The sequence below is a fragment of the Streptomyces sp. NPDC039430 genome, assembly GCF_055639435.1.
Map to the genome: position 1 here is coordinate 160,535 of NZ_JBVKAK010000010.1, position 17,929 is coordinate 178,463.

Below are 17,929 nucleotides of genomic sequence, written 5' to 3' on the forward strand. Positions count from 1 at the left end.
ACCGCCGGGCGTGCACCCGGGAAACAGCCGCCACCGGGGACGAACCGGGCCCGTCGACGTCACCACGACGGTGGTGGTCGTAGTGCCCGGCGCGCGCATCAGCCCGAGATCCGAGTCCACCATCATTCAGCTAGGAGTGTCATGACATCCGCCTCGGTTTCCGACGCCGACCTCACCCGGCGGCTCGACTCCCTCGCGAAGTACTTCCGCCCGCTGGAGGTGCCGGATCCAGCGGAACTGCCCCGGGTACAGGAGCTGTGCGACATCTCCGACCCCTTCCGCTCCGACGCTTCCGCCGACGCCCTGTTCGTCGCGGCCATGCGGGAGATCATCGCCTGGCACGCCGCTCGCAACCCGCTGTACGGGGCCATGTGGAGGGGAGCGGGTTCGCCGGACATCAGCGGCATCGGGCAGGTCGCCGACCTGCCCTACATTCACGTCAACCTGTTCAAGCGGCACGCGCTGACCTCCGTCGCGGACGACACCGTGGCTCTCCGCCTGACGTCGTCGGGCACCGGGGGCGAGAAGACCGAGATCGGTTTCGACGCCTGGTCCATCGGCGCCGCGCAGCGCATGGACGCCTGGACCATCAAGGCACTGGGGCTGATCGACGTCGAGCGCCCCGCCAACTACCTGGTGCTGGGCCACGAACCGGATCCGCGTCTCACGGTCGGTGCCGCTCACGGCCTCAACGAACTCTGCGACTTCGCCCCCGTGGCCTCCGCCGTCCACGCGCTGCGGAACACCGGCGACGGACACGAGTTCAACCCCATGGGCTCCGTCGACGCCCTGCTCGATTTCGCCGAGCGCGCCGAGCCGGTGCGGATCGTCGGATTCCCGGCGCTGCTGCACGCGGTCCTCGAACGGATGGAGGCGATGGGCGTTCCTCCCCTGCGCCTCCCCGCGGGATCCCTCGTGCTGACCGGCGGAGGCTGGAAGGGCCAGGCCGACCGCGCCATCAGCCGTACGGACTTCCGCGAGGCGATCCAGCGGCAGCTCGGCGTTCCGGAGGAGAGGGTCCGGGACTGCTACGGCTCGGTCGAGCACTGCCTGCCGTACATCGAGTGCGCCGCGCACCACTTCCACGTACCCGTCTGGTCCCGCTGTGTCGTCCGGGACGTGCGCACCCTGGAACCGGTGGACCACGGCACCCCCGGCTACCTGCAGTTCGTCTCACCGTTCATCACGTCACTGCCGGCCCACACCATTCTGATGGCCGATCTCGGCACGCTGCATCCGCCGGGTGACTGCTCGATCGGCACCCCGTGGTTCGAGGTCCACGGACGGGCGGGCGTACGCCGAAACCGCAACTGCGCCGTCGCCGCGGCGGAACTTCTGGAGGTTCGATGAAGACCACCCCGCACACCACGCCCTACTACTGGCGGGGAGAGTGGATCGACGAGTCGGAGGCCGGCGGCCGGCTGGGCGAACTGGGCGGCATCCTGCCCGCCCTCTCCGGGCCGCTCGACGTCCAGCACGTCCTGGCGGCGTGCGAGCGGCTCTCCGCGCGCCTCACCGACCGGTCCGGTGCCGAATACCGTCAGCTGTTCGCCGAACTGACCGACCCCGGCACGACCGCTCTGCCCGCCGCCGACGCGGAACTCTCCCTCGCCGGGCTGGCCGCGGCCCTCGCCCCCGAGCTGTTGACCGCCCAGCTGACCGCCGAGCTCGGCGGCACGTCCCCGCACCGGCCCGTCCCGGCCCTCTTCGCGGAAGGCGCGACGGAGCTGTGGCAGCCGGTCGGCACGCTGGTCCACATCGCGCCGCGGAACGTGGCCGTGGGCGGTGTGCTCAGCGTCGTCGAGGGACTGCTCGCCGGAAACGTCAACCTCGTCAAGACCAGCGGTAAGGAAAGCCTGTTCACCCAGCACGCGCTGGCCGCCCTGGCCGACGCCGATCCGTCCGGGCAGGTGCGCGGCCGGCTGGTGGTACTGCGCTTCTCCTCCAGCAGGACCGCGTGGCTGCGTGAGCTGTGCCGCCCGGCCGACGCGGTCGCGGTCTGGGGAACGGAGGAAGCGGTCGAGGGCGTCGCACGGTTCCTTCCGCCCGGGTGCCGGCTGGTCGCCTGGGGCCCCAAGATCTCCCTTGCCTATCTCGACCGTACGGGCGCCCGCCAGGACGCTCGGACGCTGCGGGCCCTGGCGCGGGACATCCTGCGCAACGGTCAGCGCACCTGCACCAGTCCGCAGGTCGTCTATGTCGACACAGCCGACAAGGACGTGCTGTTCGCCGAGGCGCGGGCCATCGCGGACGCGCTCGCGGCCGAGGCGGGCAACTTCCCCGCGCTCCCCAGGGACACGGCCGAGCAGGCCGAGATCACCAATGTGGTCACCGTCGCGCACTTGGAGGAGCACCTGGGTCTCACCCGTACGTTCAACGCGCCCGACGGCGGCTGGCATGTCCTCGCGGACACGCGTCCCGGTCTCTCCGCTTCTCCCTTGTTCGGGACCGTCTGGATCAAACCCCTGCCACGGGAGGACATCGTGCGGGTCCTCCACCCGATGCGCCGCTACTTGCAGACCGTGGGCCTCCACGCCGCGGGGGACAGCGTCGTACCGCTGGCCGCCGAGTTCTTCCGCGCCGGTGTCCTGCGCGTCGTGCCGCTCGGGGCGATGCTGGAGAGCTACGCGGGAGAGCCGCACGACGGACTGCTGGCCCTCCAGCGGTACAGCCGCCGGGTCAGTGTCGCCACGGCGGGCGGGGCCGGAGGCCCGCTGCTGTCCGGGGCGGCGGCCTGAGGAGGAGCCTGCGCCCCGGAGGCTGTCGTCAGCGGCCCGCGATGCGGTCGGCCGCGCGGGCCAGGGGGTGGGTGCCGGGGGTGACGGCCGTGGCCTCCGCGCGGTCCGCCGTGCGGTAGGCCGCGTACATGCCGTGGACGCCCAGCCAGCGGAAAGGTTCCGGCTCCCATCTGCGGACCTTGTGGTTGACCCAGGGGAGCGTGGTCAGGTCCGTGGGGCCCGACTGGCCGGAGTCCTGCTGGATCAGGTCGCGGAGGGTGCGGGCCGCGAGATTGGTGGTGGCCACGCCGGACCCCACGTAACCGCCGGCCCAGCCCAGGCCGGTGGTGCGGTCGAGCGTGACCGTGGCGCACCAGTCGCGCGGGACGCCGAGGACGCCGGACCAGGCGTGGTCGATACGGACGCCCGCGGTGGTGGGGAAGAAGTCGGTCAGGATGTCGCGGAGGGCCTCGATGGTGGCGGGCTCGGTGCCGGAAGGGTGGCCCAGGCGGGCCGCCTTCGAACCGTAGCGGTACGGGTGGCCGCGGCCACCGAGCGCGATGCGGTCGTCGGCGGTGCGCTGCGCGTACATGTAGGCGTGCGCCATGTCGCCGAGGGTCTCGCGGCCGTCCCAGCCGATGGTGTCCCAGATCTCGGCGGACAGCGGTTCGGTGGCGATCATCGAGGAGTTCATCGGGAGCCAGGCGCGGCGGGCGCCCTTGAGGGTCGCAGTGAAGCCTTCGGTGCAGCGCAGCACGTAGGGCGCGCGGACCGTGCCGTACGGGGTGATGGCGTGCTTCGGCTTGATCTCGGTGACGGGTGTCGACTCGTGGATCGTGACACCGAGCGCCTCGACGGCCGCGGCGAGGCCCTTGACCAGCTTGGCGGGGTGCAGCCGGGCGCCGTGCGGGGTCCAGCTGGAGCCGACGGCCCCGGCTACCCGGACGCGTTCGGCGGTCTCGCGGGCGCCGTGGAGGGTGCGGTCGCTCTCGCCGAAGGCCAGCTCGGCGGCGTGGAACGCCTTGAGGCGGGCGAGCTGGGCGGGCGTACGGGCGACTTCGAGGACGCCGCCCCGGTGGATGTCGGCGTCGATCCGCTCCTCGTCGGCCACGCGTATGACCTCGGCGACGGTGTCGTTCATGGCCTGCTGGAGCCGGACGGCGGACTCGTGGCCGTGCAGCCGGGCGTAGCGGTCGCGGCCCGCGACGCCGTTGTAGAGCCAGCCGCCGTTGCGCCCCGAGGCTCCGTAGCCGCAGAACTTGCCTTCCAGGACGGTGATGTTGAGGAACGGGACGGCCTTCTTGAGGTAGTACGCCGTCCACAGGCCGGTATAGCCGCCGCCCACGACGCACACATCGGCGGTCGCGTCGCCCGGCAGCGGTTCGCGGGGAGCGGGGATGCCGTCCCGCGCGTACCAGAAGGAGATACCGCCGTTGCTCGTGCCGCTGCGGCCCGTGCCGCCGTCGCCCGTGCCGCCGTTGTTCGCGCTGGTCATGAGGGTGTTCGTACACCGTTGTCCGTATGCCTGTCCAGGTTTCGGCGGCGCCCGCGGCCCCGGGTGAGCGGGTAGCAGGCGAGGCCGATCAGCACGGCGGCGAAGTGGCCGAGGTCGGTGAAGCTGCGCTCGGCGATCAGAGGAGTGCCGAAGAAGATGAGGACGGCGCCGAGGTAGGGCAGATGCCAGGGCTTCGGGACCCGGTACGTCAGGACGGCGATGACGCCGGCGAGCGCGTAGCTGACCCCGATGTCGAGCGTGTTGACGGCGGACTGCGGGGCGTGGCCGTGCCGGATGGCCCAGCTCAGGACGCCCTCGCTGATCAGCGTGGCGCCGACGTGCGCGAGGGCGACGACGGCCAGCCAGCGCGCCGTGCCGAGCCAGTGTTCCGCCGGGGCGTGGAAGACCGTGTAGAGCACGGCGTACGGGACCCACACACCGCCGTCGATCCAGAAGGCGCTCGCGATGAGCACCCGTACCGGGTCGGTGGACAGCTCATGGATGTTGGTGGAGCGCCGGCGCAGGAAGTCCTCCTCGAACCCCGGTGACATGCGGTGGAGCGCGACGGTGGTGACGAAGAGGGCCGCCAGCCAGAGATAGGTGCCGGGGGCGCTCGTGATCCAGACGGTCCCGGCCCGGACCGCGCGGCGGACCGCACGGCGGGCGGCCACCCGGGCCTGGCGGCCCCGGGTGGCCCGGGGTGCCTGGCGGGCCTTGGGTGCCTGGCGGAGAAAACGGCGCATGGGCCGATTCACCCACGTCCGTAGGATCGGTGACGTGATTGACATTCCGGTGGAGTTGGTGGAAACACAGTCGAAGATCCTGGGCGAGGCCGGCCGCGCCTTCATCGCGGCGCTGCCGGGCCGGGCGGCGGATTTCCTGGAGCGGTGGGAGCTGCGCCGTACCGGCCCTTCGATGTACGGCATGTGCGCGCTGGTGCTGCCGGTGGAGCGGGCGGACGGCACGCCCGCCGTGCTGAAGCTCCAGCATCTGGACGAGGAGTCGGCCGGGGAGCCGGTGGCGCTGCGCGTGTGGGGCGGCGACGGTGCCGTACGGCTGCTGGAGTACGACGAGGGAACGGGCACGCTGCTGCTGGAGCGGCTCGCCACCCGGGACCTGGGCGGGATGGACTCGCGCGAGGCGGTCCGGATCATCGCGGAGCTGCTGGCGCGGCTGACGTCGGTGCCGGCCCCGGCCGGGATGCGCGGCCTGGGGGACATCGCCGCGCGCATGCTCGACGACGTACCGGTGGTGTCGCGGTCGCTGCCGGACGAGGGCGAACGGAGGCTGCTGCGCGACTGCGCGGCGGCGGTGCGCGAGGTGGCGGGCGAGCCCGGGGACCGGCTGCTGCACTGGGATCTGCACTACGAGAACGTGCTCGCGTCCCACCCCGCCGACCCCCGGGATCCATGGCTGGCGATCGACCCGAAGCCGTTGGCGGGCGACCCGGGGTTCGAGCTGATGCCGGCCCTCGACAACCGGTTCGACGCGGCGGAGACGCTGTGGCGCTTCGACCTGATGACGGAAGTGCTGGGCCTCGACCGGGACCGGGCGCGGGCCTGGACGCTGGGGCGGGTGCTCCAGAACAGTCTGTGGCACGTGGCGGACGGGGAGCGCTCGCTGCAACCGGACCAGATGTCGGTCGCCCGGTCGCTGCTGGCGCGATAGCGGTCGCGGCGGGCGCGATGGCGGTCGCGGCGATTGGCGCGATGGCCGGGCGGCAGGGGAGTCTGGGGCCATGATTCGTACCGCCACACCCGCTGACGTTCCGGTGATCCACGCGATGATCCGTGAGCTGGCGGAGTATGAGAAGGCCCTGGACGAGGCGCGCGCGACCGAGGAGCAGCTGCGCGAGGCGCTGTTCGGGGAGCGGCCCGCCGCGTACGCGCACATCGCGGAGACGGAGGACGGGGAGCCGGCCGGGTTCGCGCTCTGGTTCCTCAACTTCTCCACGTGGCGCGGCGTCCGGGGGATCTATCTGGAGGACCTGTACGTACGCCCCGACCGCCGCGGCGGCGGGCACGGCAAGGCGCTGCTGACCGAGCTGGCGCGGATCTGTGTGGAGCGCGGGTACGAGCGGCTGGAGTGGTCGGTCCTGGACTGGAACGAGCCGTCGATCGCGTTCTACCGGTCGCTGGGCGCGGCGCCGCAGGACGAGTGGACGGTGTTCCGGCTGACGGACGAGGCGCTCGGCGCGCTGGGGACGTCGTCGTCCCGGTAGCCCGGTAGCTCCGTAGCCCGGTAGCTCCGTAGCCCGGCAGCTCCGTAGTCGGATGAGTACGGGGGCGGCGTCAGGCGGCCGGTGCCGCCTCGGCCGCCGCCTCCCTGCTGCGCGGCGAACCGCCGTTGACGAGCAGCACGGCGATCACCGCCGCCACCACCAGAATGATGGCCGCCCAGCCCATGGCGACGGTGAAGCCGTGCACGGTGCCGGTGTTCACGATGTCGGCCTTCCGCGCGGGCGTGAGCCCTCCCTTCGGCGCCGCCTGCCGCTCCGCCGCCGCGAGATGGCTCGTCAGGTACGTCGCCGTGGCGGTTGTCGCAAGGGTGTTGAGCAGCGCCGTACCGATGGAGCCCCCGATCTGCTGAGCCGTGTTGACGGTGGCGGAGCTGACCCCCGCGTCCTTCGGCGCGACGCCCGTGGTGGCGGTGGAGATGGCGGGCATGAACGTCAGCCCCAGCCCCAGGCCGAGCAGCAGCGTGCCGGGCAGGATGTGGGTGGGATAGCTGGAGTGGGTGTCGATGAAGGTCAGCGTGTACAGCCCGGCGGCGGCGAGCAGCAGCCCCGGGCCCAGCAGCAGCCGCGGCGGTACGCGGGGCAGCAGCCGGGCGGAGATCTGGGTGGAGCCGACGACGATCGCGACGGTCAGCGGCAGGAAGGCGAGACCGGTTCTGAGCGGTGAGTAGCCGAGGATGTTCTGAAAGAAGTACGTCATGAACAGGAACGCCCCGAACAGCCCGATGGTCGTCAGGCACATGGTGAGCACCGAGCCGCCGCGGTTGCGGTCGCGGATGACATGCGGCGGCAGCAGCGGGCCGGGCGAGCGGGTCTGCCACCACGTGAAGACGCCGAGCAGCGCGACGCCGCCGAGCAGCAGACCCAGGACGAGCGGGGCGGTCCAGCCGTCGGCCTCGGCCTCGCTGAGCCCGTAGACCAGGGCGACGAGCCCGCCGCAGCCGAGGACGACGCCGGGGATGTCGAGGTGCGCTCCCCGGGTGCCCGCCCGGTCGCTGAGGAGGGTGAGCGCGCCGACGACGGCGATCACGGCGATCGGGACATTGACATAGAGGCACCAGCGCCAGCTGAGGAACTCGGTGAGCACGCCGCCGACGAGCAGCCCGATGGCGGAGCCCGCGCCCGCGATGGCGCTGAAGATCCCGAACGCCTTGGCCCGCTCGGTGCCGCCGGTGAAGGTGGTGGTGAGCAGGGAGAGCGCGGACGGGGCGAGGAGCGCGGCGAAGACGCCCTGGAGCGCGCGGGCGGCGAAGAGCATCTCGGGGCCGGTGGACGCGCCGCCGATCGCGGAAGCGGCGGCGAAGCCGATCAGCCCGACGATGAAGGTGCGTTTGCGGCCGACGAGGTCGGCGATCCTGCCGCCGAGCAGCATGAGTCCGCCGAAGGCGAGGGTGTAGGCGGTGATCACCCACTGCCGGTTGCCGTTGGTGAGGCCGAGTTCGCGCTGGGCGGAGGGCAGGGCGATGTTCACGATGGTGGCGTCGAGCACGACCATGAGCTGCGCCGTCGCGATGACGGCCAGGGCCCACCAGCGGTGGGGGTCGACCACGGCGCCGGGCGGCGGGCCGGGAGGCCGTGGGGGCGGTTGCGCGGGTGGCTGCGGGGACGACTGTGCGGGTGGCTGTGCGCCGGATGCCGGCGGGTCACTCATCGAGATCGTCCCTCACCGCCCTCACAGCTCTCACCCAGCTCTCACCGCCCTCACCGTGGATCTCTGCCGGATCGCCCCTCGCGTCGCGTCGTCAAACCTCTGCACAGGACACCACGAATCGGTGCTTTTCGCTTCTCCCGCACTCTCAGGTGACATGAGAGGAGTGCGAGGGGGTGCCGTACCGGCGCTGGACCCCCGTCCCGGCGCCGGTACGGGGTCTTCCCCCCATTCCGGACGGCTGCTTACGGCTCCAGGACGACCTTCCCCATCGTTGCGCGGGTCTCCAGCGCGCGGTGCGCCCAGGCCGCGTCCGCCAGCGGGAAGCGCTGTACGGCGGGGCGCAGCCGGCCCGCGGCTGCCTCGGCGAGTGAGCGCTGTTCGAGCGCGCGGACATCGCCGCCCGCCTTGGCGATCATCACCGGCCCGAGGACGGACTCGGAAGTGATGCCGCGCTCCGCCAGTTCCTCATCGGTGAAGGTCAGCGGCTCCCCGTCGCGCAGCCCCTCGCCCGACCAGCCGAAGACGATGTGCTTGCCGCCCTTGCCGAGGAGATCGACGGCGGCGAGCCCGGCCGCCCCGCCCACGGAGTCGAAGACGACGGTCGCGCGCCGGCCGTCCAGCCGGTCGCGCAGGTGGGCGCGGACCCGCTCGGGCCAGTCCGGCAGGGTGTAGTCGACGGCGAGGTCGGCGCCGTTGGCGGTGACCCGGGTGACCTTGGCCGCGCCGCCCGCCAGTCCGATGACGGTGGCACCGGCGTTCTTCGCGTACTGGACGAGGAGCGTACCGATGCCGCCCGCCGCCGCCGGTACGAGGACGATGTCGTCGGGGCCGAGATCCGTGAACTGGACGATGCCCATGGTCGTACGGCCCGTGCCGATCATGGCGACGGCCTCGGCCTCGTCGAGCCCGGCCGGGATCTCGTGGAGCCGTGCCGTGTCGGTGACGGCCAGCTCCGCGTATCCGCCCGGGGCCATCCCGAGGTGGGCGACGACCCGCTTGCCGAGCCAGCCCGTGTCCACGCCCTCGCCGAGCGACTCGACCGTACCGGCCACCTCGCGGCCCGGGATGGTGGGCAGTTCGGTGGGGGCGGGGTACGGGCCCCGCATGCCCTCGCGCAGGGCGGTGTCGAGGAGATGGACCCCGGCCGCGGCGACGGCGATCCGGACCTGGCCCGCGCCGGGTACGGGGTCGTCGGTGCGCTCGTGGACGAGGTTCTCGGCGGGGCCGAAGGAATGGAGGCGGATGGCGTGCATGGCGGGCTCCCAGGGGTTGTCCGGCGTACGGGGAACAGCCAATGACCTCAAGCGTGGTTGAGGTCAAGCGGTCCGGTGGTCGAGCGGTCCGGCGGGTACGTGGTCGAGCGGTCCGGTGGTCGAGCGGTCCGGCGGGTACGTGGTCGAGCGGTCCGGTGGCCGAGCGGTCAAGCGGCGTCGGCGTCGGTGCTGCGCCGGTTGAGGGCCGACAGCCGCTGGACGGCCAGCGCCGCCGCGCCGATCCCGCTGTTGAACGAGACCTCCGTGAGCACCCCGGGCGCCGCGACCTCGTCACCCGCGAGGAAGACGCCCTGGCCCCGGTCGATACGGGGCCGGTCCCGCCAGGTGGTGCCGGGCGGGTCGACGGCACCGGTACGGCCCGTCGCGAGGGAATCGCGCCGCCAGGCGGTACGGTCGCGCCAGCCGGGAAACCCCAGGTCGAGCAGGTTCTCGGCGCGGGCGACGCCGTCGGCCCTGGACTCGTCGGGGCCGACGGGGAAGTGGCCCTGGAGCAGTTGCTCACCGGCCGGGGCGAGGGACGGATCCTGCGCCGTGAACCGTTCGAGCCAGCCCGGCGCGTCGAGGTCCGAGACGATGAACGGGTCGCCCTTGCGCGTACGCAGCGCGAGATCGAGCAGCGCCGTACGGCCGCCGGTCCAGCGCAGGCTGTCGTCCTTGAGGAGGCGGCGGGCCGCTTCCAGGGAGGTCGCGACGATCACGGGGGCGTGCTCGGGGAGGCTGTCGATCCGTACGCCGGTCTCGATCCGTACGCCCAGATTCCGGGCGTGCGCGGCCATCCGGTCGGTCAACCGGCCCCAGCCGCCGACCGGGTAGCGGGCCTCGGGTGGCATGGCGGTGGCGCGCCGCAGCCGCTCCTGGACGAAGGCGGCGGAGAGCGCGCCGGGGTCGTGGTGGAAGACGGCGACGGCGGCGAAGCGCGCGGCGGCGCGTGCGGTGCCGGCGTCGGCCAGTTCCGTGGCCCAGGTCATGAAGTCGGTGTCCACCGGGGCGGTTTCGGCCTTGCGGCGGGCGAGGGTGAACACCCCGAGGGGCGGGGTCCTGCGCAGTACCCCGCCTCGGTGGAAGCGGAAGCGGTGGCTCTCGCGCAGGGGCGCGGACGCCATCGGACCGAGCAGGCCGCGCCGGCGCAGCCAGGCCCAGTGCGGCCCGCGGCTGTAGAGGGCGTGCGGCCCGTCGTTGGCCGCGTACGGGCCCTGAGCGGTGCGGCCCCGGCCGCCGAGGGTGCGGTGGGCCTCGTACAGGGTGACGGCGGCGCCCGACTCGGCGGCGCTGATGGCGGCGGTGAGCCCGGCGAAGCCACCGCCGATGACGGTGACGCGATGGCTGGGATTCATGGTCTGTCTCTCTCCTTCGCTCGCTCTCACCCCTGTGACGGGAACTGGACAGCCGGATGTGACATCGGCGCGTTGTCAGTGGTGTACGTCACCATGGGGGCATGGCACGGAAGACAACGAGGAGCGGCGCGGGCGGCGTCCCGGCGGCCCGGCGGGCAGAGGTACGGCTGCCACCGCTGAGTCCGTACGGCGGCGGGCTCGACCCGGACGGCGATTACGACGGGCTGGAGTTCAAGGACCTCGACCTGTCGGGGCAGGAGGGGCCCGGCTCGCGGTTCATCGACTGCGCGCTGCGGGACTGCGGACTGGACGAGACGGCGCTGGGGCGGGCGCGGTTCATCGACTCCGTACTGAACGGTGTCCGGGGGGTGGGCACGGATCTGGCCGGGGCGTCGCTGCGCGACGTGGAGGTCGTGGACGCACGGCTGGGCGGGACGCAGCTGCACGGCGCCGTGCTGGAGCGGGTGCTGATCCGGGGCGGGAAGATCGACTATCTGAACCTCCGGAAGGCCCGGCTCAAGGACGTGGTGTTCGAGGGCGTCGTCCTGTCCGAACCGGACTTCGGGGGAGCGGAGTTGGTACGGGTCGAGTTCCGGGACTGTGTGCTCAGACGGGCCGATCTGAGCGGTGCCCGGATGAAGGATGTCGATCTGCGGACGGTCGCCGAGCTGGATATCGCGCGTGGCCTGGACCGGCTGGCGGGCGCGGTCATCAACTCGGCCCAACTGCTGCAGCTGGCACCGGCGTTCGCGGCGCAGATCGGGGTGCGGGTGGAGGACTGACCGCTCAGGACCCGCCCCGTCCTTCGAAGGCCCCGACCTGGGGGGATGGGGTCGGGGCCTTCGTGGTGCTCCAGAGGCACGGCCTTTTGTGGGGGGAGGAAGCGGTCGCCCGCTTCCCGGCAGTGCCCCGGCAGGACCTCGTCTGCCCGGTGCCGAGGGATGTACGCCTGCCGATTCACCATTCGATGGGTGGGGTGTGTGACCGTCATGTGGGGGTGATGCGGTCCGGGTCTCCGGTGGGCCCTCCGCCGGGGTCTCTCCGCCGGGGTCTCCGACTGGCTCCGCGGGGTCTCCGCCTGTGGGTCGGTCAGCTGCGGGGGAAGCGGGACTGGAGGTCCCAGACGATCGGGTTGTCGGCCAGGCCCTCGTGCATGTCGGCGAGATCCGCGATCAGATCGTGCAGGAAGTCGCGTGCCTCACGACGCAGCAGACGGTGGCTGAAGGTGAGCGGCGGCTCGTCGCCGGGCATCCAGTCGGCCTCCACATCGACCCAGCCGAAGCGTCGCTGGAAGAGCATGCGGTCGGCGGACTCGGTGAAGTCCAGCTCGGCGTACTGCGGCTTGGCCGCGCGGCTGCCGCGCGGATCCCGGTCGAGCTGCTCCACGATGTCGCACAGCGCCCAGGCGAAGTCGAGCACCGGTACCCACCCCCAGGCGGTGGACACCTCGCGGTCCGCGTGGGTGTCCGCGAGATAGACGTCCCCGCAGAACAGGTCGTGCCGCAGCGCCCGGACGTCCGCGAGGCGGTAGTCGGTCTGCGGGGGATCGGGAAAGCGCCGGGAGAGGGAGTAGCCGATGTCGAGCACGGGCCCGATGGTGTCACGACGGGCCGGGCGCCCTCGTGGGGGTGGGGTCGAGCACGGGGCGGGGGGCTCGGGGTGGTGGTGACCTGGTGCTCTCGGCGGCTGGGCGGCCGGGCGGCCGGGCGGCCGGGCGGCTGGGCGGCCGGGCGGCTGGGTGACGTGGTGCCCCGACGCTGGGTGGCCAGGTGGCCAGGTGGCTTGAGGCCCGGCGGCTCGGCGACCCGGTGATGGTGTTCCGGTGTTCCGGCGTCTGGCGACCTGGTGCCCCGGCGAGTCCTCGCCGACCGGCGAGTCAACGCCACCCGGCCTACGATCACCGGGTGTACCCGCGCCCGGCACTCCGCCCCGCCTCCATCTCCGTCCCTGCCCCCGCGCTCCCTGTCGCTCTCTCACTCACCACTGCCCTTGCCCTCGTTCTCGGGGGCTGTGTGCCGGGCGGCGGCGTGCACGGCAAGCCGGGCGCCGCGAGCCTGCGCGATCCCTACTTCCCACGGATCGGCAACGGCGGGTACGACGTCCAGCACTACGGCCTGACCCTCGACTACGCGCCGGACGCCGGCCGGCTCAAGGGCACCGCCGAGATCACCGCCCGCGCCACACAGGACCTCAGCGCCTTCAACCTCGATCTCGACGGGCTGAGGGTGGACTCCGTGACCGTCGACGGCGAGAAGGCAGCGTTCCACCACGCGGGTACGGAACTGACGCTGCGCCCCGGCGACGACCTCCGCCGGGGTGCCACCTTCCGTACGGTCGTCCGCTACTCCGGCGTACCCCGGCGCATCACCGACCCCGACACCTCGGAGGAGGGCTGGCTGCGGTCGGGGGAGCGCGCGGTCGGGCTGGGGGAGCCGACCGGATCGATGGCGTGGTTCCCGGGCAACCACCACCCGAGCGACAAGGCGTCGTACGACATCCGGATCACCGTGCCCGAGGGACTGAAGGCCGTCTCCAACGGGGAACTGCGCGACGAGCGCACGGCGGACGGGCACACGTCGTTCGACTGGCATTCGGCGGAGCCGATGGCGAGCTATGTGGCCATGGTCGCCATCGGCCCGTACAAAACGCGTCAGACCGAGGGGACGAAGGGGGCCGTGCCCGTCTTCACGGCGGTCGACCCGACCGCCGCCCGCAGCGGCGCGCGGCTCCTCAAGGAGCTGCCCGCGATCGTGAAATGGCAGGAGAAGACCTTTGGGCCGTACCCCTTCTCCTCGACCGGGGTGGTGATCGGGCGGCCGGGCGACTCCGGGTACGCCCTGGAGACCCAGAACAGGCCGTTCCTCCCCGGCCCCACCAGCGTCGCGACGCTGGTCCATGAGATGGCCCACCAGTGGTTCGGCAACTCCGTGACCCCCAAGTCGTGGCAGGACATGTGGCTCAGTGAGGGCTTCGCGGAGTACACGGAGTGGCTCTGGACGGAACACACCGAGCGGGTGCCGGTCCGCCAGAGCTTCACCGACGCGTACGACGCCGACGCGAACTGGTCCTTCCCGCCGGCACGCCCGCCCGCCGCGGTGAACATCTCCGACCCGCCGGTGTACGGACGCGGCGCCATGGTGCTCCAGCGCGTACGGGAGACCGTGGGCGACGCCGCCTTCTTCCGTCTCGTGCGCGGCTGGGCCCGGACGCACCGTCACGGCAACGCCGACACCCACGACTTCACGACGTACGTGGAGCGGGAGTCGGGCCGCGACCTCGGGGACCTGTGGGACACCTGGCTGTACGGGGAGGAGAAGCCGCCGCTGGAGTAGTGGAGTAGTGGAGTAGTGGAGTAGCGGTGGGTGGGCCCTGCGGGGCTGCGTGGGAGGGCAGGGGCGTGCGCGGGGGTGGAGTGGGGCGGCGGGGCACCGGCTAAGCGGGCTGATGTGGGTGGGTGGTTGGGGCGCATGCCCCGCTGGTCCGGGAGGGTTCTTTGTCTGCGGGTGAGGACCAAGAGGTAACCGGGGTGGGCCGGAATGGATCATGGCGGGTGGGGGCCGCCCCTTGGGTTTCAGTGTCGCGGCTCCGGGTCGGGCGTCAAGGGCGCTCCTTCGTCGCGTCGGCAAGCCGATGGGCTGCGCCCACCCTTGACCCCCGCCCCTCCACCGCAAGTGCTGCTTTGAGGGGGGGCGGCCCGGGGGGAGGGGTCCCCGGGGAAGCTCCCTTGTTGCGGGGGTCCGGTTGCCGACCGCCGCCCGGTGGGTGGTCTGCGCAGCAGTGGAGTGGGGCGGCCCGGCACCGGCTCAGCGAGCAGGGGTGAGTGGGTAGTTGGGGCGCATGCCCCGCTGGTGAGGGCCCGTTGTCGGTTGCACCTGTAGCCCAAGGCGGACGATGGGGCCACCCGCCCCCTATGTCCCAGTTTGGCGGGCCTTTTGGAGGGTCCTCGGACCAGTGATGCGCCCTACGGCCACTTAACCTGGCACCACGGCACATCACGGCCTCTCACGGGCCCACTCACCGCCCCCTGAGTCACAGCCACCCCACCACCCACACACCCTCACCAGCGGGGCATGCATCCCTGCCACCTGCCGGGGTCAACCCGCCGAGCCGGTGCCGGGCCACCCCACACCACTCCCGCGCCCCAGCAGACGACAGTGGGCCAGTCGGAGGCCGTGGGGCGCCATGAGGCCCGGTTAGCTGGCACCAGGACGCATGACCAGCCCGAGGACTCCCCAAAAGGCCCGCCAAACTGGGACATAGGGAGCAAGCTGCGGGTCTCGTCCGCCCCGGGCTACAGGTGCAGCCGACAACGGGCCCTCACCAGCGGGGCATGCGCCCCAACTACCCACTCACCCCTGCTCGCCGAGCCGGTGCCGAGCCGCCCCACTCCACTCCTGCGCCCCCACCCACCGAGCGGCAGTCGGCAACCGGAGCCCGGGAACATGGGTGCTTCCCCGGGGACCCCTCCCCCCGGGCCGCCCCCCCTCAAAGCTGCACTTGCGGTGGAGGGGCGGGGGTCAAGGGTGGAGCGCAGCGGAATCGGCGCAGCCGACGCGACGGAGGAGCGCCCTTGACGCCCGGCCCGGAGCCGCGAAACTGAAACCCAAGGGGCGGCCCCAACCCGCCATGATCAATTCCGGGTCACCACGGTTACCCCTCGGTCCTGACCCCCAGCCGAAGAGCCCACCCCCACCCCCACTCACCCCCACCCCCCACCAGCGCCCCCCGTGCCTCCGCGCGGGCAGACCAGTGGGCCCCGGCCGGAGCCGGGGCCCACTCGTTTCGCGCTGTTAGACGCGCGGCGTTCGTGTCAGAGGTTGACGCCGAAGTCCGTGGCGATGCCCACGAGGCCCGAGGCGTAGCCCTGGCCGACCGCGCGGAACTTCCACTCCGCGCCGTTGCGGTACAGCTCGCCGAAGACCATCGCGGTCTCGGTGGCGGCGTCCTCGCTCAGGTCGTAGCGGGCGATCTCCGTGCCGCCGGCCTGGTTGACGATGCGGATGTACGCGTTCCGCACCTGGCCGAAGTTCTGGCTGCGGGACTCGGCGTCGTAGATCGAGACCGGGAAGACGATCTTGTCGACGTCGGCCGGCAGGCCCGCCAGGTTGACGTTGATCGCCTCGTCGTCGCCCTCGCCCTCGCCCGTGCGGTTGTCACCCGTGTGGACGATCGTCTGGTCCGGCGTCGACTTGTTGTTGAAGAAGACGAAGTGGCCGTCGGAGACGACCTTTCCGCCTCCGTTCACCGCGATCGCCGAGGCGTCGAGGTCGAAGTCGGTGCCGGTGGTGGTACGGACGTCCCAGCCGAGGCCGACCGTGACGGCTGTCAGGCCCGGTGCCTCCTTGGTGAGCGAGACGTTGCCGCCCTTGGACAGGCTTACAGCCATGGGGATGTCCCTTTCGTTGTCGTGTGCGGGCTTCGAGTGGTCCCGAAGCTACCGTCACCCGACATAACGCAGGCGGAGGCCCGGGAGGTTCCTCACCTCTTTGCTTTCTTTACCCGGGCCGTCGGCGCCCGGGAAAAGAGGGTGACGGAATCGGCCCGGACACGGGACCATGGGGGCATGTCCGGACCCGCTCATGTCATCCGTGGTTCGGTCTCCCTGCCGGAGGCCGAACTGATGTGGCGTTTCTCAAGGTCGTCCGGGCCCGGCGGACAGCACGTCAACACGAGTGACTCGAAGGCGGAACTGCGCTTCGATCTCGCGAAGACGGAAGCGCTGCCGCCGGTCTGGAAGGAACGCGCGCTGGAGCGGCTCGCGGACCGGCTCGTGGACGGCGTGATCACCGTACGCGCGTCGGAGCACCGCTCTCAGTGGCGCAACCGCGAGACCGCGGCCGTACGGCTCGCCTCCCTGCTGGCGGAGGCGACCGCTCCGCCCCCGCGCCCGCGCCGTAAGACGAAGATCCCGCGCGGGATCAACGAGCGTCGGCTGCGCGAGAAGAAACAGCGCGCGGAGACGAAGCGTGGCCGTACCGGCCGGGGCTGGACCTGACGCCGCTACGCGTCAATACACCTAGGCCCTGTCCGGCCGTTAGCGGTAGAGGTCCCGTATCAGGGCGATCTCGGCCCCGTGGTGCAGCAGTTCCTGGTTGACCCACCACACCGATGGTGGTGAACGGCGGCGGCGCGGGGTGCGGGGCGGTCGCGTAGTCGTGCCCCCACTCGCCCGTGCCGATGAGCAGCGTCGCCCCGGACCCCGGGCCGTCCGTACGGCGGCGGACCGGCCAGCAGCCGGCCACCGGCTCCCAGAGGTACTCCTCGTCGGTCAGCGGAACGACCTCGACGTCCGTGCCGTTGCCGCTGTCCACGACAGGGCCCGCCAGACGGTCGGCGAGCCGCGTCCGCGCGAAATTGAACTGATCGAGCAGGGGGAGCAGCCGTGGGGGCGGCGGAGGCGGGTTCAGCGGTGGCATCCGCCGATTACTACGAACCCAGCTGCCGGTAGCGCCCCTTGAAATACATCAGCGGCCCGCCCTCCGCGCTCGGCAGTTCCGCCGTCAGCACCCGACCGACGACCAGGGTGTGGTCACCCGCCTCGATCCGCTGTTCCGTACGGCACTCCAGCAGCGCCAGCGACCCCCCGATCAGCAGCGCGCCGCTCACCTCTCCCCGGCGGTACGGGATGTCCTCGAACAGCAGCCGGTCGCTGATCCGGCCCTTCATCGCGAACCGGCCCGCGACATGCCGCTGGCTCTCGGAGAGCAAGGAGGCCGCCCACAGCGGCTGTTCGGCGAGCAGGTCGTCCATGCGGGAGCCGTTGCGCACGCTGACCAGGACCAGCGGCGGGTCCAGCGAGACCGACATGAAGGCGGTCGCCGTCATCCCGGCGTCCTCGCCGCGCGGTCCGGTGGCGCTCAAAGGGGGTTCGTGCGCTGTCACCAGCACCACACCCGCGGCCAGCCGGGCGAGGGCGGCGCGGAACTCGTCGTTGCTCACCCCCTCAGGATGGGGGATGGCGTCGACGGCGTCGGTACGGGTGTCAGGGGGCGTCTGGGGCACGGAGGAGACGCTAGCCCCGGCCGCCCACGCCCGCATCGGGCCAGGGGACCAGCCCGGTCCTAGGACCAGCGGCGCCACGGGAGCGCTTCGGGTGCGCTTCGGGGGAGCGCCAGGGATCGGCCCGCGGTCCGGCGGCCGCCGGAAACCGCCCGCCGCCGCCATCAGAAACCGCCCCCGCAACCGCCCCCGCAACCGCCCCTCTCGCCCACCGTCAACGCCG

General features: G+C 72.1%; 15 protein-coding genes and 1 pseudogene. 7 read left to right on the plus strand and 9 right to left on the minus strand.

Going from position 1 to position 17,929, the window contains the following annotated elements:
• Window positions 1-141 precede the first annotated feature (141 nt).
• Together ACZ7LS_RS25190 and ACZ7LS_RS25195 are read left to right on the plus strand one after the other, a co-directional pair.
• Window positions 142-1,350, plus strand: coding sequence for a LuxE/PaaK family acyltransferase (locus ACZ7LS_RS25190; RefSeq protein ID WP_385135025.1), 1,209 nt, complete (start codon window positions 142-144; stop codon window positions 1,348-1,350).
• A complete protein-coding gene (locus ACZ7LS_RS25195) occupies window positions 1,347-2,738 on the plus strand; it encodes an acyl-CoA reductase (protein ID WP_385135027.1) in 1,392 nt (463 codons plus the stop codon). The genes ACZ7LS_RS25190 and ACZ7LS_RS25195 overlap by 4 nt, the downstream gene beginning before the upstream one ends.
• A 28-nt stretch (window positions 2,739-2,766) precedes the next feature.
• On the opposite strand, the gene ACZ7LS_RS25200 is transcribed toward ACZ7LS_RS25195, so the two are convergent.
• Window positions 2,767-4,212, minus strand: coding sequence for an NAD(P)/FAD-dependent oxidoreductase (locus ACZ7LS_RS25200; protein ID WP_382524051.1), 1,446 nt, complete (start codon window positions 4,210-4,212; stop codon window positions 2,767-2,769).
• Window positions 4,209-4,955: a rhomboid-like protein gene (locus ACZ7LS_RS25205; protein WP_382524053.1), complete on the minus strand. Its 747-nt coding sequence runs from the start codon at window positions 4,953-4,955 to the stop codon at window positions 4,209-4,211. The genes ACZ7LS_RS25200 and ACZ7LS_RS25205 overlap by 4 nt, the downstream gene beginning before the upstream one ends.
• Between ACZ7LS_RS25205 and ACZ7LS_RS25210 the strand changes: the two genes are divergently transcribed.
• Together ACZ7LS_RS25210 and ACZ7LS_RS25215 are read left to right on the plus strand one after the other, a co-directional pair.
• Complete coding sequence (locus ACZ7LS_RS25210; RefSeq protein ID WP_382871961.1) at window positions 4,954-5,880, plus strand: aminoglycoside phosphotransferase family protein; 927 nt, start codon at window positions 4,954-4,956, stop codon at window positions 5,878-5,880. The two genes, ACZ7LS_RS25205 and ACZ7LS_RS25210, sit on opposite strands and share 2 nt — an antisense overlap.
• 70 nt (window positions 5,881-5,950) lie before the next feature.
• On the plus strand, window positions 5,951-6,433 hold the full coding sequence (locus ACZ7LS_RS25215) for a GNAT family N-acetyltransferase (protein WP_382524055.1): 483 nt from the start codon (window positions 5,951-5,953) through the stop codon (window positions 6,431-6,433).
• 70 nt (window positions 6,434-6,503) lie between these two features.
• On the opposite strand, the gene ACZ7LS_RS25220 is transcribed toward ACZ7LS_RS25215, so the two are convergent.
• From ACZ7LS_RS25220 to ACZ7LS_RS25230, 3 genes are all read right to left on the minus strand, one after another.
• Complete coding sequence (locus ACZ7LS_RS25220; protein WP_385135030.1) at window positions 6,504-8,099, minus strand: MFS transporter; 1,596 nt, start codon at window positions 8,097-8,099, stop codon at window positions 6,504-6,506.
• A 242-nt stretch (window positions 8,100-8,341) separates the two neighbouring features.
• Window positions 8,342-9,352 carry a zinc-binding dehydrogenase gene (locus ACZ7LS_RS25225; protein ID WP_382877213.1) on the minus strand — a complete coding sequence of 337 codons (1,011 nt, stop codon included), beginning with the start codon at window positions 9,350-9,352 and terminating at the stop codon, window positions 8,342-8,344.
• A gap of 167 nt (window positions 9,353-9,519) precedes the next feature.
• On the minus strand, window positions 9,520-10,707 hold the full coding sequence (locus tag ACZ7LS_RS25230) for an FAD-dependent oxidoreductase (protein WP_385135032.1): 1,188 nt from the start codon (window positions 10,705-10,707) through the stop codon (window positions 9,520-9,522).
• A gap of 101 nt (window positions 10,708-10,808) precedes the next feature.
• Between ACZ7LS_RS25230 and ACZ7LS_RS25235 the strand changes: the two genes are divergently transcribed.
• Window positions 10,809-11,489, plus strand: coding sequence for a pentapeptide repeat-containing protein (locus ACZ7LS_RS25235; RefSeq protein WP_385135034.1), 681 nt, complete (start codon window positions 10,809-10,811; stop codon window positions 11,487-11,489).
• 307 nt (window positions 11,490-11,796) lie between these two features.
• Here ACZ7LS_RS25235 and ACZ7LS_RS25240 read toward each other — a convergent pair whose 3' ends face one another.
• Window positions 11,797-12,294, minus strand: coding sequence for a hypothetical protein (locus ACZ7LS_RS25240; protein ID WP_129767122.1), 498 nt, complete (start codon window positions 12,292-12,294; stop codon window positions 11,797-11,799).
• A gap of 440 nt (window positions 12,295-12,734) precedes the next feature.
• On the opposite strand from ACZ7LS_RS25240, the gene ACZ7LS_RS25245 reads away from it, so the two are divergent.
• Window positions 12,735-14,039 (plus strand): M1 family metallopeptidase, encoded by a 1,305-nt coding sequence (locus ACZ7LS_RS25245; protein WP_382666849.1) that lies wholly within the window; start codon window positions 12,735-12,737, stop codon window positions 14,037-14,039.
• A gap of 1,478 nt (window positions 14,040-15,517) precedes the next feature.
• Here ACZ7LS_RS25245 and ACZ7LS_RS25250 read toward each other — a convergent pair.
• Window positions 15,518-16,093, minus strand: a complete 576-nt coding sequence (locus ACZ7LS_RS25250; protein WP_365977698.1) for a TerD family protein — start codon at window positions 16,091-16,093, stop codon at window positions 15,518-15,520.
• A 177-nt stretch (window positions 16,094-16,270) separates the two neighbouring features.
• On the opposite strand from ACZ7LS_RS25250, the gene arfB reads away from it, so the two are divergent.
• Entirely contained in the window at window positions 16,271-16,702 is a 432-nt protein-coding gene (arfB, locus tag ACZ7LS_RS25255) for an alternative ribosome rescue aminoacyl-tRNA hydrolase ArfB (RefSeq protein WP_129767119.1), read from the plus strand.
• Between the two features lie 39 nt (window positions 16,703-16,741).
• On the opposite strand, the pseudogene ACZ7LS_RS25260 reads toward arfB, so the two are convergent.
• Window positions 16,742-17,123, minus strand: a pseudogene (locus ACZ7LS_RS25260) (hypothetical protein).
• 10 nt (window positions 17,124-17,133) lie between these two features.
• Complete coding sequence (locus ACZ7LS_RS25265; protein ID WP_382530419.1) at window positions 17,134-17,709, minus strand: flavin reductase family protein; 576 nt, start codon at window positions 17,707-17,709, stop codon at window positions 17,134-17,136.
• Window positions 17,710-17,929 lie beyond the last annotated feature (220 nt).